Origin of the sequence: uncultured Veillonella sp., assembly GCF_963524655.1 — a bacterium.
In the GTDB taxonomy this organism is placed as follows: Bacteria; Bacillota; Negativicutes; order Veillonellales; family Veillonellaceae; genus Veillonella.
Map to the genome: position 1 here is coordinate 96,876 of NZ_CAURHA010000001.1, position 14,902 is coordinate 111,777.

12 protein-coding genes are annotated in these 14,902 nt (G+C 39.8%); all 12 read left to right on the top strand.

Annotated elements, in window-relative coordinates:
• Positions 1–70: 70 nt before the first annotated feature.
• The 12 genes from RYM16_RS00435 (at position 71) to xdh (ending at position 14,894) form a co-directional block, all read left to right on the top strand.
• On the top strand, positions 71–706 hold the full coding sequence (locus tag RYM16_RS00435) for a hypothetical protein (protein WP_314981699.1): 636 nt from the start codon (positions 71–73) through the stop codon (positions 704–706).
• A 101-nt stretch (positions 707–807) separates the two neighbouring features.
• Positions 808–1,395, top strand: coding sequence for a DUF3793 family protein (locus RYM16_RS00440; protein WP_054746867.1), 588 nt, complete (start codon positions 808–810; stop codon positions 1,393–1,395).
• Positions 1,396–1,405: 10 nt separating this feature from the next.
• The gene (locus RYM16_RS00445) at positions 1,406–1,825 is read left to right on the top strand and encodes a flavodoxin (protein ID WP_009351198.1); all 420 of its coding nucleotides are present in this window, start codon (positions 1,406–1,408) and stop codon (positions 1,823–1,825) included.
• Between the two features lie 513 nt (positions 1,826–2,338).
• Complete coding sequence (locus tag RYM16_RS00450; RefSeq protein ID WP_314981701.1) at positions 2,339–2,971, top strand: helix-turn-helix transcriptional regulator; 633 nt, start codon at positions 2,339–2,341, stop codon at positions 2,969–2,971.
• Positions 2,972–2,980: 9 nt separating this feature from the next.
• A complete protein-coding gene (dpaL, locus tag RYM16_RS00455; protein ID WP_314981703.1) occupies positions 2,981–4,192 on the top strand; it encodes a diaminopropionate ammonia-lyase in 1,212 nt (403 codons plus the stop codon).
• Positions 4,193–4,204: 12 nt separating this feature from the next.
• Positions 4,205–5,515 (top strand): YgeY family selenium metabolism-linked hydrolase, encoded by a 1,311-nt coding sequence (locus tag RYM16_RS00460; RefSeq protein ID WP_009351064.1) that lies wholly within the window; start codon positions 4,205–4,207, stop codon positions 5,513–5,515.
• 157 nt (positions 5,516–5,672) lie between these two features.
• Positions 5,673–6,866, top strand: a complete 1,194-nt coding sequence (gene ygeW / locus RYM16_RS00465; RefSeq protein WP_009350980.1) for a knotted carbamoyltransferase YgeW — start codon at positions 5,673–5,675, stop codon at positions 6,864–6,866.
• 76 nt (positions 6,867–6,942) lie between these two features.
• A complete protein-coding gene (gene arcC, locus RYM16_RS00470) occupies positions 6,943–7,878 on the top strand; it encodes a carbamate kinase (RefSeq protein WP_009351223.1) in 936 nt (311 codons plus the stop codon).
• A gap of 54 nt (positions 7,879–7,932) precedes the next feature.
• Positions 7,933–9,261, top strand: coding sequence for a putative aminohydrolase SsnA (ssnA, locus tag RYM16_RS00475; RefSeq protein ID WP_314981704.1), 1,329 nt, complete (start codon positions 7,933–7,935; stop codon positions 9,259–9,261).
• A gap of 28 nt (positions 9,262–9,289) precedes the next feature.
• Positions 9,290–10,981 carry a selenate reductase gene (locus tag RYM16_RS00480; protein ID WP_314981706.1) on the top strand — a complete coding sequence of 564 codons (1,692 nt, stop codon included), beginning with the start codon at positions 9,290–9,292 and terminating at the stop codon, positions 10,979–10,981.
• On the top strand, positions 10,978–12,327 hold the full coding sequence (gene hydA / locus RYM16_RS00485; protein ID WP_314981708.1) for a dihydropyrimidinase: 1,350 nt from the start codon (positions 10,978–10,980) through the stop codon (positions 12,325–12,327). Before RYM16_RS00480 ends, hydA begins: the two co-directional genes overlap by 4 nt.
• Positions 12,328–12,344: 17 nt before the next feature.
• Entirely contained in the window at positions 12,345–14,894 is a 2,550-nt protein-coding gene (gene xdh, locus RYM16_RS00490; protein ID WP_274204776.1) for a selenium-dependent xanthine dehydrogenase, read from the top strand.
• Positions 14,895–14,902: the final 8 nt, after the last annotated feature.

A 14,902-nucleotide genomic window follows, 5' to 3' on the forward strand; every position in this document is an offset into this window, starting at 1 on the left:
CCCATTGTTAGAGTCACCTCTTGTTGTTGTATTGATAATGTATTATGAACATGTTTCGTTGAGGAGAACTATGAAAAAATTAGTATTACTTGCTACGGCAGCAGCTGTATTAGTATCTGTACCAGCTGTTGGTTCTGCAGCGAATATTAAGTCTATTTTGAATAGAAGCCAAACGGTAACATACCAAGGTGTTAAATTGCCTGAAGGTGTTGCCGTGTATCCGAACAATCCTAAAGCGCTATTTGCTGGAGATGCTAAAAAGGATGTAAAGTCTGTTCTTGTTGAAGCAGGTGCAACTTCTGCAGATGTATATACATTAAATATTAAAAACGAAAATGAAATGCATTATGCAGTGTATGCTAATGTAGTATTAGGTAAACAGTTATCCAGTCGCATGAGTGAAACAAAACATGTAAATACTGATCCATCTGCCCTTGGTGCATTAGCAGCTGCTATTAACAAGGGGGATAGCCCGGTACTTGGTACTTTCACAGTAGTAAAACCATTAGTAAAACAAGGTAATGCCTATGAGGGTACATTAAAATATAAAAGCGTAGCTAATAATAATTCTTATAATGAAATCTTGCATATTAATCTTTCTGAAGATAAATATACAGGCCCGAACGCACGCTTTATCGCTATTGATGAGGCTAATGACGCTGCGGTTTTCCCTAAAGTTAAAGGTTTGCTTAATGCCAAAAAATAAATAATTATTGAAAATATATATCAATTATTCTTGACAATTTTTCTCATCAAGAGTACTATGGGCATATAGGAATTATTCTCATTAGAGAGGATTCTAACGATGTGCAACAGGCAGGTACTATTATGATGAATTCAATTGACCATATCATTGGATATCATTGTGCACCGGCAATTCGAGGTATTAAGCTTTCGAATTTGGTTTCTATTCCACGGGACATGAATGAACAAATCCAATTTGTATTGACAGAATATAATAAAGAGTTCAATGAAAAAGGATTGTTCTTCTTTGAATTATGTCGCTGTAAAGCGCGTAGACTGTTATTGGTATTCCGTGAGAAGCAATTACGAGACTATGTACGGCAACCTGCGGTGATGACATTTTTGAAAGCTTACGGATATCATGATCGCATGAGCATTATGGAGATGCTTGAGCATTTAAGATATCGTATGGAAGCGAGTATTGATTTTCCACATGAAATCGGCGTATTTCTAGGTTATCCATTAAAAGATGTGAAATATTTCATTTCTCGTCGTGGCAACGGATACCATATGTGTGGGGAGTGGAAGGTTTATCATGATGTGGTAGATGCAAAGCGCTCTTTCTTATGTTACAAAGCATGTCGTAATTTTTGTCAAACTCAATTGATGTTGGGAAAAACATTTAGTTCATTGGTCGCAAGAACGGCCTAGGAGGTACAAGATGATTGGTGTAATTTATTGGTCCGGTACAGGCAACACAGAACAAATGGCTCAAGCAGTAGCTGAAGGTATCAAAGCTGCAGGTCAAGAAGTTGAAGTTAAATCTGTTTCTGAAGTATCCGTAGATGACGCAGCAGCTTACGAAAAACTAGCTCTTGGCTGTGCTGATATGGGTGCAGAACAATTAGAAGAAGGTGAATTTGAACCATTCTACACAGAATTAGAAGCTAAATTGGGTGGTAAAAAAGTAGCAATCTTTGGCTCCTATGGTTGGGGTGGCACTTGGTTAGAAGACTGGGGCACTCGCATTAAAGATGCTGGTGGTGAATTAGTAGCTGATGGCGTAGCACTTTTGGGTGAACCTGATGATGATGGTAAAGCTCAATGCCAAGAATTAGGTAAAACTTTAGCGAACGCTTAATTTGATCTCAACAATATACAAAGGCTGTAATAACGATAAATTCGTTATTACAGCCTTTTTACATTTATTATATATAACATAAATGTTTCAATTAGAACGAAAAATTTCTTTCTAATGAATACAAAGAATATTTATAAAGCATATATATAAATCCCGATATAGATATGAAGAATACGCATTACTTCTATAGAATTCCATATTATTTATTTTTGCAAGATGTTATCCGTGAATTATCAAAAAAAATGATAACTGAAAAATAATATGATGAAAAACACAATGTTTATATATGTTCTTCGCTATTGATGAATATGCTTGTATAATTACAAATAACTTTAATGCATGTTATCATTGCATTTTTGTGTACATAGAACTATAATCAAGTTAGGGAACCTAACAAAAAATTAGGTTGCTACAAAATTAGTTAGAATGAATCTCAACATACTAATTAATTTGCAGGCTGAAGCTTTCAGTCCACAAAATAGTAACCAATACCGATGAGAGGAAGGTTATTTTATGAGTACACTAGAACGATTACAGGTGATAGCTCATGGGTTGGCCGTTCAATTTGGGCCTTCTTGTGAGGTATTGATTCACGACTTGCAACGTGATATCGATACATCACTTGTATATATTGAAAATGGTACCATAACTAATCGTCATGTTGGCGATGGACCATCTCATGCCGTTTTAGATGTACTAAGTTATGACGACGGTAGCGAAGGTCGATTCGGTTACCTTACAAAAACTAAGGATGGTCGAATATTAAAATCATCTACTATGTATATCCGTGATGATAAAGGGTGCATAGCCTACTTGCTAGGGATTAACCAAGACATAACCGAGCTAGTTATGATGCATCGGGCTTTGGATAGTTTAGTAAATACAGGTCAAGGTGATTCTGGATCTGTTGAAAAAATTACTACAAGCGTGTCAGAACTATTAGATGATTTATTACTAGAAGCAGAACGTTTAGTGGGGAAACCTGGGCCACTTATGAGTAAGGTGGAACGTCTTAAAGCGATTACCTACTTAAATGAAAAAGGGGCTTTTCTTATCTCTAAATCTTCAGAGAAGATAGCAGAGTATTTTAATATTTCTAAGTTTACCCTTTATAGTGATTTAAATACTGTAAAGGAAGAATCCTAGGAGGCAAATATGGAACGAATTCAGTGGAAACGTAATACGATGGCACCATCTAGCGACAAGTTTTTGTCGGTTATGGATGTTAGAGAAATTAAGAAAGCTAAAGCGTTTCACGAAAGTTTCCCGCAATATACGGTAACTCCACTTGTTTCACTTAAAAATTTAGCATCTTATATCGGTGTTGATTCTCTCTTCGTAAAAGATGAGTCCTATCGCTTTGGTCTAAATGCTTTCAAAGTGTTGGGCGGTTCTTATGCGATGGGTAAATATGTGGCTCAACAACTTGGTAAAACAGTTGAAGATGTACCATATGATGTATTAACATCTGCAAAATTAAAAGAAGAATTCGGCCAAGCTACATTCTTCACTGCAACTGATGGTAACCACGGTCGCGGCGTAGCCTGGGCTGCAAATAAATTAGGTCAAAAATCTGTAGTATTCATGCCAAAAGGCTCTACAGAATACCGCAGAAAACAAATCGAAAATGAAGGCGCTACAGTAACAATCGAAGAATTCAACTACGATGAATGTGTACGCCTAGCAACTAAAAAATCTAAAGAAGTTCCAAATGGTGTTGTAGTTCAAGATACAGCATGGGAAGGTTATGAAGAAATTCCAAACTGGATCATGCAAGGCTATGGCACAATGGCTATGGAAACAGCAGCTCAATTAGAAGCTGAAAACTGCAAAGTTCCAACTCATGTATTCGTACAAGCTGGTGTAGGTTCTCTTGCTGGTTCCGTAGTAGGTTACTTCACTAACTTATATAGCAATGCAGCTAAAAAACCTAAATTGGTTGTTGTTGAAGCAGAAGCAGCAGCTTGCTTATACAAAGGCGCTGTAGCTGATGATGGGGAACCTCGCATTGTAGAAGGCGACCTTGAAACAATCATGGCAGGCTTAGCATGTGGCGAACCAAATACAGTTTCTTGGGATATCTTAAGAAACCACGCAGACGTATTCGTATCTGCTCCAGACTGGGTAGCACGTTTAGGTATGCGCGTTGGTGGTGCACCAATTAAAGGCGATACTCCAATTACAACTGGTGAGTCTGGTGCGGTTCCATTAGGTCTTGTAATGGCACTTATGACAATGCCAGAATATGAAGACTTACGCAAAGAGTTAGAATTAGATGCGTCTTCAAAGGTTCTCTGTTTCTCCACTGAAGGTGATACAGACCCTGAAAGATATAAAAACATTATGTGGTACGGTGAAGATCGTTAGGAGGCATTAATTATGGATTTACAAGCAATTAAACAAGCAGCGGCAACTTATGGCCCAGCGATGACAAAGTTCTTACGTGAAATCGTAGCTTTCCCTGGTGAAAGTTCTGAAGAAAAAGAGCACGTTCAACGCATTGAAAAAGAAATGAAAGACCTTGGCTTCGACGAAGTTGAAGTAGACCCAATGGGTAACATTCTTGGTTACATGGGTTCTGGTAAAACTCTTATCGCTTTCGATGCTCATATTGATACTGTAGGTATCGGTAACCGTGACAACTGGAACTTCGATCCATATGAAGGTTTCGAAGATGAAACACAAATCGGTGGTCGTGGTGTATCTGACCAATTAGGTGGTATCGTATCCGCTGTATACGGCGCTAAAATCATGAAAGATTTAGGCCTTCTTAACGATAAATATCGCGTACTTGTTGTAGGTACAGTTCAAGAAGAAGACTGCGATGGTCTTTGCTGGGAATACATGATTAAAGAACGCAATATTCGTCCTGAATTCGTAGTATCCACTGAGCCAACTGACGGCGGTATCTACCGTGGCCAACGTGGTCGTATGGAAATCCGCGTAGACGTACAAGGCGTATCTTGCCACGGTTCTGCTCCAGAACGCGGTGACAACGCTATCTACAAAATGGCAGACATTCTTCAAGACATCCGTGACTTGAATGCTAACTCTGCTGATGAAAGCACAGCAATTAAAGGTCTTGTAAAAATGCTTGACCCTAAATTCAACCCAGACCACTACGAAGAAGCTCGCTTCTTAGGTCGCGGTACTGTAACTACTTCCCAAATCTTCTACACTTCTCCAAGCCGTTGTGCAGTAGCTGACTCTTGCGCCGTTTCCTTGGACCGTCGTATGACTGCTGGTGAAACATGGCAATCCTGCTTGGCAGAAATCGAAGCATTACCACATGTTCAAAAATATGGTGCGAAAGTATCTATGTACGAATATGCTCGTCCATCCTGGACTGGTTTAACTTATCCAATCGAATGTTACTTCCCAACTTGGGTAATTCCTAAAGATCACAAAGTAACAGAAGCTTTGGAAGAAGCATACACTAGCTTGTATGGCAACGAACGTATCGGTGCAGAAGACACAGTTGAAATGCGTAAAGCTCGCCCATTGACTGATAAATGGACATTCTCCACTAACGGTGTATCCATCATGGGTCGTAACGGCATCCCTTGCATCGGCTTCGGTCCTGGCGCAGAAGCTCAAGCACATGCTCCTAACGAAATCACATGGAAACAAGACCTTGTTACATGTGCAGCTGTATATGCATTATTACCATCCGTATACTGCAAAGACTAATATCACACATTAATTGAATTAGATCTATTTTAAACGGATATAACTAGAAAATAGTTAATTATTAAGGATTTCATATGGTATCTCACCATTTGATGAGGTACCATATAAAGTTAGATTCTAAGTAGCCCTTTAGGGAATTGAAAGAGAGGACTTACAGATGACAGACTTCAATAAAAGTATTGAAACTTTACAAAACTTAGACGTTAGCAAAATGTACGGTGAAGATTTCTTCTTAACATGGGAAAAATCTGATGACGAATTACAAGGTGTTTGGGCTGTAGCTGATGCATTACGTGCTCTTAGAGAACGCAATATCTCCACTAAAGTATTTGACAGCGGCCTTGGCATTTCTTTATTCCGTGATAATTCCACAAGAACTCGCTTCTCCTTTGCTTCCGCTTGTAACCTTTTAGGTTTAGAAGTTCAAGACTTAGATGAAGGTAAATCCCAAATCGCTCACGGCGAAACAGTTCGTGAAACAGCTAACATGATCTCCTTCATGGCTGACGTTATCGGTATTCGCGATGACATGTACATTGGTAAAGGTAATGCTTACATGCATGAAGTATCCGATGCAGTTAAAGAAGGTCATGAAGATGGCGTATTAGAACAACGCCCTACACTTGTAAACTTACAATGTGATATCGACCATCCTACACAAATCATGGCTGACGCAGCTCATATCATCAAAGAGTTCGGCGGTGTTGAAAATCTTAAAGGTAAAAAACTTGCTATGACTTGGGCATACTCCCCATCTTATGGTAAACCTTTATCCGTACCTCAAGGTGCTATCGGTTTGTTCACTCGTCTTGGCATGGAAGTTGTATTAGCTCATCCAGAAGGCTATGAAGTAATGCCAGAAGTTGAAGAAATCGCTAAAAAACAAGCTGAGGCTTGTGGAGGCTCCTTCCGTAAAACTAACGACATGAAAGATGCTTTCAAAGATGCTGATATCGTATATCCTAAGAGCTGGGCACCATTCGGCGCTATGGAAAAACGTACTAAATTGTATGGCGATAACGACCATGAAGGCATTAAAGCATTAGAAAAAGTTCTTCTTGAAGAAAATGGTAAACATAAAGATTGGGCTTGTACTGAAGAGATGATGAGTCTCACTAAAGACGGCAAAGCTCTTTACTTACATTGCTTGCCAGCAGATATTACAGGTGTAAGTTGTGAAGAAGGCGAAGTAGACGCAACAGTATTCGATCGCTACCGCGTACCTCTTTACAAAGAAGCAAGCTACAAACCATATGTTATTGCAGCTATGATCTTCTTAAGTAAATTCAAAAATCCTGTAGAAACTTTAAAAGAATTAGAACGGAAGGGAACTGACCGCGTTCAACCGTAAAGTAAAGTTTAGGGGCCATCCGTGTTGATGGCTCCTTTTTATTCTTAATTGTTTGTAATTTGTTATGAGGAATAACATGAGAAAAAGAGTTGTAGTAGCGTTAGGCGGGAATGCGTTAGGTAATTCCCTTCCAGAACAAAAAATTGCTGTAAAAAGCACAGCAAAAACTATCGTTGACTTAGTTGAAGCTGATTGCGACGTAGTTGTAACACATGGTAATGGCCCACAAATTGGTATGATCAACAATGCGATGGCAGCGTTGACTCGTGAAAAAGAAGGCCAACCAAACACTCCACTATCCGTATGTGTGGCAATGAGCCAAGCTTATATCGGTTATGACTTGCAAAATGCTCTTCACGAAGAGTTGTTAAATCGTGGTATTGAACATCTACCAACTATGACAATGGTTACGCAAGTACTTGTTGATAAAAATGACCCAGCTTTCAAAAATCCTACAAAACCAATTGGTCACTTCATGACTAAGGAAGAAGCTGAATACGCAGAAAAGAACTATGATTACGTTGTTAAAGAAGATTCTGGCCGTGGCTATCGCCGCGTGGTAGCATCTCCTGCACCTAAAGAAATTATCGAGTTAGAAGCTATTAAAGGTTTAGTTGGTAAACAATTGATCGTTGCTTGTGGTGGCGGCGGTATCCCTGTAACTAGAGAAGGTAATGAACTTCATGGTGCAGCAGCCGTTATCGACAAAGACTGGACTAGTAGCTTATTAGCACAAGAAATTGATGCTGATGTACTCGTTATTTTAACTGCTGTTGAAAAAGTTGCCATTAACTTTGGTACAGAAAAAGAACAATGGTTAGACGAAATCTCTGTTGAAAAAGCTAAAGAATATATCGAAGCAGGCGAATTTGGCGAAGGTTCTATGAAACCTAAAGTAGAAGCAGCTGTTGCATTTGCTGCATCTAAAAAAGACCGTGTTGCGATTATCACATTATTAGAAAAATCTAAAGATGGTATAGCAGGAAAAACAGGTACACGTATCGTATTATAATAATATATAGATTTATAAGTATGCATTTCAACGTTTTGTTGAGGAGGTTCCCAGATGATTATTTTAGGGAAAGGTACTGTTATTACTCGCGACGCTGATAGACCTATCATTTATGATGGTGCTGTTGCTATCGACGGGACTCAAATTGTTGATATTGGTACATATGATGAGTTATGTAAAACTTATGCAAACGCAGAAATCATTGACGCTCATGGCGGCTTGATTATGCCTGGTTTTATCAATGCACATCATCATATTTACTCCGCTCTTGCACGAGGCTTATCGTTGCCAGGTCCAGCACCGACTAACTTCGGTGAAATCTTGGAAGGACTTTGGTTCTACTTAGATAATAAATTGACGGCACCTGATGTAAAAGCAAGCGCATTACTTACGTATTTAGGCTGTATCGAAAATGGTGTAACTACTATTTTTGACCACCATGCTTCTTATGGTGAAGTTCATAACAGCTTATCTGTTATTGCTGATGTAGCTAAACAGTTCGGCGTTCGTTCTTGTTTATGCTACGAAGTATCTGACCGCAACGGCGTAGATCAAATGAAAGCTGCTGTTGCAGAAAACGTACGCTTTGGTAAAGAAGCAAAACAAGATCCATCAAGACTTGCTGCTATGATGGGCGTACATGCATCCTTTACGCTAAGCCCTGAAACATTAGATTATGTTAAAGCTCACAATGAAGATAAATTAGGTTATCATGTTCATGTTGCAGAAGGCCCTGAAGATGTGGCAGATAGTAAAGAAAAATATGGCATGACACCTGTTAGACGCCTTGTAGAGTCTGGCATTTTAGGTCCTAAGAGTATTGCAGGTCACTGCGTACACGTAACAGACCAAGATGTAGAATTATTGAAAGAATCTCAAGCTAAGGTTGTACACAACCCAGAAAGTAACATGGGTAATGCAGTAGGCACAACAGATATCTTGAAACTATTAGGTGCAGGTATCACAGTTGGTCTAGGTACAGATGGTTACACAAATGACATGCTCGAATCTTACAAAGTAGCAAACTGCCTTGTAAAACATGAGCAACATAAACCATATGTAGGCTGGGGCGAAGTTCCTCATATGCTATTTGAAAACAACCGTAAAATGGCGAATGAATTCTTCGATACTACAGTTGGCATCCTTAAAAAAGGTGCCGCAGCTGACGTAATCGTTCTTGATTACGCAGCACCAACGCCACTTGATGAAAATAACATCAATGGTCACTTATTATTCGGTGCTAATGGTATGTATGTGGTAACAACTATTAGTGATGGTGTACCACGTATGATCGATCGTAAGTTACAAGGCATCGATAAAGCTGAAGTAATGAACGAAGTTTTATCAACATCTAAAGGTTTATGGAAACGACTAAACCCATAACGCAAGCGCTTTAAAGGAGTGTGACATTATGAGTGACATTATGTATCCGGTAAGTTTCGGAAATTTGATGAACCACATTATGACTGAGTACAAGATGTACAATCGTATTTACAATGTAAATAAAATTCATCGTACTAATCATGATCAACGCTTATCTATCTTTGGTAAATCCATTGAAAACCCTGTAGGTCCTGCAGCTGGCCCTAATACACAGTTAGCACAAAATATTGTGGCATCTTATGTAGCTGGTGCTCGTTGCATCGAATTAAAAACTGTACAAATTATGTACGGTGAAGAATTAGGTATTCCTAGACCTTGTATCTACTCTGTAGACGAAGCATACAACGTAGAGTGGTCTTCTGAATATAGCTGTGATGAAGCTGCTGATGAATACATCAAAGCTTGGTTCGCATTAAAATTAATCTCTAAAGAATTAGGCTTAGGCGATCCAGATGGCTTCTTGTTCATTATGAGTGTTGGTTACAACTTGGCTGGTATTAAGAGCCCAATGGTTGATAAATTTATCAACACAATGCGCAGTGCATCTCAATCTCCTATGTGGGATGAATGCAAACAATGGTGTCTTGACCATGTAGATGAATTTGAACATATCGATGCTGATTTCATCAACTCCATTAGCGATGAACTTTGCCAAGCAATCACATTGTCCACAATGCACGGTTGCCCAGCTGAAGAAATCGAATCCATTTGTTCTTACCTTATCAGTGAAAAAGGCCTTCACTTATACTTGAAATGCAACCCTACATTGTTAGGTCCAAAACGCATTAGAGAGTTGTTAGATAATGCTGGCTTTGAATATATTGACTTTGAAGATCATCAATTCGAAGTTGACCTTCAATTCGATAAAGCTGTTCCAATGTTAGAACGTCTTATCGCTCTTGGTGAAAAACACAACAAAATCTTTGGCGTTAAATTGACAAATACATTCCCTGTACAAATTCATAACAATGAATTGCCAGGCGAGCAAATGTACATGTCTGGTAAATCCTTGTTACCTGTAACAATTGGTGTAGCTGAGCTTTTAAGTGCTCAATTCGGTGAACGTTTACCAATGTCTTACAGCGGTGGTGCTGTAAAACAAAATATCAAAGCTATCTTTGACTGTGGTATCTGGCCTGTAACAGTATGTACAATTCTTCTACAAGGCGAAGGTTACAATACTTTCAAAGCTTTGGCAGATGAAGTTGAATCTACTGATTACAACGCTGCATTAAGAGTTCATAAAGAACTTATCGCAGAACTTGCTAAAGACATCGCTGAAAATAAAGTATTCAAGAAAAGCGATGCAATGAAGAAAAAACGTGAAGCAATGCCATCCTTCCCTGGTACACGTAGCTCTGACTACCACTGCCGCGTAGTGTGTGGTGCTTGCGTTCGCGTATGTCCTAATAGATGTAATGAAGTCGTTACTGTAAATGATGCTAAATTGATCGTCCATGTAGATCAAAGCTGTAATGAGTGTGGTAACTGTGCATGTCATTGCGTAGAACCTTGTCAACCATACAAGGATCGCATTACATTCTTCCACAATGCTGAAGCTTTAGCAGATAGTACAAATGATGGTTTCTACATCACAGGCACTAGCTGTGGTTACCGCTTCAAAGGTGAAGAAGCCGTATGTGACATTGATGCATTACCTGAAGAATTGAAAGGAGTTGTACATGCCTTCTGTAAAGAGCATGTGTACTATGTATCATGATTATCATACAACAAGGGGAATTGGTCTTAACTGATCGAATCCTTACCGGAGATTTATTAATTGATGGCGACAAAATTGTCGCCATCGATGAACACGTTCCTGTTCCAGAAGGAGCTAAAGTAATTGATGCAAAAGGTTGCTATGTATTCCCAGGATTTATAGATCCTCATACACACTTCCAAATGACTAATGCTTTAGCATCTACTGCGGATGATTTTGATAGTGGCACAAAGGCTGCTATCCTTGGCGGGACTACTTCAATTATCAATTTTGCTTCTCCTGAGGAAGGCTCCCTTTGTAAAGGCTTAGAGGTTCATAAGGAGGGTGCCGCAGGGCATTGCTCCTGTGACTACAAATTCCATATGGAGCTTGTAGAAATGAATGATACTGTGGTCAGTGAAATCCCAAAAGTGGTTGAAGCTGGTGTATCATCCTTTAAGGTATATTTAGCTTATGGCTTCCGTTTGACGGACCGTGAGATTTATGACGCTATTGAAGCTATTAAACCAACAGGCGCACTTGTAGGAGCTCACTGTGAAAATGGTGATCTCATCGATGCACTCGTAGCTGATAAGCGTAAGCGTGGTGAATTAGATATAAGTAATCATCCACTTACGAGACCAGCTATGATTGAATCCGAATCAATTAAACGATTTAGTACAATCGGCGCTTCTCTAGAGTATCCAGTACATATTGTGCATGTAAGTTCTAAAGAAGGGGTAGAAGAAATCCTTAGAGAACGCGCATTAGGTCATACTGTGACTTGTGAAACATGTCCACAATATTTGGTACTTGATGAATCACGATATAGCTTGCCTAATTATGAAGGTGCCAAATATGTGATGAGTCCACCTCTTAGAACTAAAGTAGATCAAATGACATTAAAGGAAGCCCTAGTAAATGGAACATTCCAAACTATTGGCTCCGATCACTGTAGCTTCAATTTTGAGGATCAAAAACTAAAAAGTCGTCATGACTTTACCCGTATTCCAGGCGGCATTCCAGGCGCTGAGGAGCGGGGCATTGTCGCTTATGATGTATTGGTAAACCAATGCAATATGAGTGCCGTAGATTTTATGAAACTAGTTAGTGAAAACCCAGCGAAACTATATGGCATGTATCCTAAGAAGGGAACATTAGCTGTAGGTAGTGATGGGGATATTACAATTGTTGATAAGAGCGTAGAACATGTTCTTTCAAAAGAGTCTGCCCATACAAAGGCTGACTATATACCTTATGAGGGGATATCCGTAACCGGTAAGGTTCGCGATGTAATCCTTAGAGGTCACCATGTGGTACAAGATGGATCCTTAACAGAATCATATCTTGGTGAATGTATTCCTTAATGAAAGGAGGGCTATATATGTACCGCTTTCAAGTGAATGGCACCCAACATGAGGTTCAAGAGGATCAGCGTTTAATTGATTTCTTGCGAGCTGATTTGAAATTAACTGGCACTAAAGAAGGTTGTAGTGCGGGTGCTTGTGGTACGTGTACAGTAATTATAGACGGAAAAAAAGCTAAGGCTTGTGTAAGTAAATTATCCCAATTGGATGGTAAATCAGTTGTAACGATTGAGGGCCTAACTGAGCGGGAAAAAGCAGTATACACCTATGCTTTTGGTGAATGCGGAGCAGTGCAATGTGGCTTCTGTATCCCTGGTATGATTATTAGTGCAAAAGCGTTGATTGACGAAAATAATAATCCTACAGCTGATGATGTTAAAAAAGCTATTTTAGGTAATATTTGTCGTTGTACAGGCTATGTGAAAATCGAAGAAGGCATTATGCTAGCAGCAAAAATGTTCCGTGAGAACTTACCAGTTCCTGAAAAGGATACAACTGGTAATGTAGGTGCTCGTTTACACCGTGTAGACGCGGAGGAAAAAGCACTAGGTACTGGACAATACGCTGATGATATCCATATGGACGGCATGATTTATGCTAAAGCATTGCGCTCTAAATATCCTCGCGCTAGAGTTGATCGCGTTGATGTTTCTAAAGCACTTGCACATCCTAAATGTGTAACAGCTTTAACTGCAAAAGATGTTCCATTCAATAAGACTGGTCACTTAGTGGCAGACTGGGATGTGCTCATTGCAGAAGGCGATATCACTCGTTATGTAGGTGATGCAATTGCACTCGTAGCAACTACAGAGAAAAAATACTTGGACGAAGTTCTTGCTCTCGTTGAAGTTGATTATACAGAGTTAGAGCCTGTAGTAGATCCATTAGAAGCATTGAAACCAGATGCGCCTCAATTACATCCAAATGGAAATGTATTGTCTCGTCAAACATTATCTCGTGGCGATGTAGATAAGGCTATTGCAGAGGCTGCATTTGTTGTTACAAATCACTATTCCACACCTCAAACAGACCATGCGTTCATGGAGCCTGAATGTGCTGTGGCATATCGTGAAGGCGATGTAATTCATTTACATTCCGGTAGTCAAAACGTTTACGATGATCGCCATGAAGTATCTCGTATGCTTGGCATTCCTGAGGAATCCGTAAAAGTTCATAGTATGCTCGTAGGTGGCGGCTTTGGTGGTAAAGAGGACATGAGTGTACAACATCATGCATCTCTTGTAGCTTGGCTCACAGGTAAACCAACTAAGGTTCTCTTCTCTCGTCAAGAAAGTCTTAATATTCACCCTAAACGCCATGCGATGGAAATGGATATTACTACTGCTTGTGACGCAGAAGGCAACTTGGTGGCAAGTAAGGTAAACATCGTATCTAACTGTGGTGCATATGCATCCTTAGGTGGTCCTGTACTTCAACGTGCAGGTACACACTCTTGTGGTCCTTACAAATTTGATAACTTTGCCTTTGATGGGGTTTGTGTTTACACAAATACTGTTCCTGGTGGTGCATTCCGCGGGTTCGGCGTAACACAAACTATCTTTGGTCAAGAACAAAATATTGATGAATTAGCTGCATTGGTAGGTATGGATCCTTGGGAGTTCCGTTATAAAAACGTTGTTCGCCCTGGTGACTCCTTACCAAATGGCCAAATTTGCTCCGAAGAAACTGCATTAGCAGAATGTTTGGAAGCAGTAAAAGATGCATACTACGCATCTGACCGCACAGGTCTTGCAGTATGTTTGAAAAACAGTGGTATCGGTGTAGGTTTACCTGATACTGGCCGCGTTATCTTAGAAGTACGTGACGGTAAAGTTCGCATCCGTACTGGCGCAGCTTGTATCGGTCAAGGTATGGCTACTATGGCTACTCAAGTTCTTTGTGAAACAACTGGTTTGACAGCTGACAAAGTATTTGTAGAGCGCCCTGACACAGTACGTACACCAGACTCTGGTACAACTACTGCATCTCGTCAAACAGTATTCACTGGTGAAGCAACTCGCAAAGCAAGTCTTCGCTTGAAAGAAATGTTAGAAACTAAGACGTTAGAAGAACTGAATGGCGTAGAAATTTATGAAGAGTTCCTTGGTGAAACAGATCCATTCAACTCTGATAAACCACATCCAAAAAATCACGTTGCCTATGGTTACGGTGCTTGTGTAGCAACAATTGGTGAAGATAATAAAATTGCTGATTTACATGTAGCATACGACGTAGGTCGCGTAGTTAACCCACAATCCTGTGCTGGTCAAGCTGAAGGCGGCGCTATCATGGGCATGGGCTTTGCTGTAACAGAAGACTTCCCTTATAAAGATGGCTATGTAACAGCTAAATACGGCACTCTAGGTCTTCTTAGAGCGACACAATGTCCGCCAATTCATGTAAGTTTGATTGAAAAGGGGACACCAGAACAATATGCATACGGCGCTAAAGGTATTGGTGAAATTTCCAGTATTCCAATTGCACCAGCTATTGCAAATGCGTATCGTCGTATTGACGGAGAACCACGTAGATCTTTGCCGATTCAACATACAGGTTATAAAAAATAGAATATTTG

Coding starts and splice junctions, on each gene's coding strand:
- RYM16_RS00435 (WP_314981699.1), top strand. CDS start 71: ATGAAAAAATTAGTATTACTTGCTACGGCAGCAGCTGTATTAGTATCT.
- RYM16_RS00445 (WP_009351198.1), top strand. CDS start 1,406: ATGATTGGTGTAATTTATTGGTCCGGTACAGGCAACACAGAACAAATG.
- RYM16_RS00450 (WP_314981701.1), top strand. CDS start 2,339: ATGAGTACACTAGAACGATTACAGGTGATAGCTCATGGGTTGGCCGTT.
- dpaL (WP_314981703.1), top strand. CDS start 2,981: ATGGAACGAATTCAGTGGAAACGTAATACGATGGCACCATCTAGCGAC.
- RYM16_RS00460 (WP_009351064.1), top strand. CDS start 4,205: ATGGATTTACAAGCAATTAAACAAGCAGCGGCAACTTATGGCCCAGCG.
- ygeW (WP_009350980.1), top strand. CDS start 5,673: ATGACAGACTTCAATAAAAGTATTGAAACTTTACAAAACTTAGACGTT.
- arcC (WP_009351223.1), top strand. CDS start 6,943: ATGAGAAAAAGAGTTGTAGTAGCGTTAGGCGGGAATGCGTTAGGTAAT.
- ssnA (WP_314981704.1), top strand. CDS start 7,933: ATGATTATTTTAGGGAAAGGTACTGTTATTACTCGCGACGCTGATAGA.
- RYM16_RS00480 (WP_314981706.1), top strand. CDS start 9,290: ATGAGTGACATTATGTATCCGGTAAGTTTCGGAAATTTGATGAACCAC.
- hydA (WP_314981708.1), top strand. CDS start 10,978: ATGATTATCATACAACAAGGGGAATTGGTCTTAACTGATCGAATCCTT.
- xdh (WP_274204776.1), top strand. CDS start 12,345: ATGTACCGCTTTCAAGTGAATGGCACCCAACATGAGGTTCAAGAGGAT.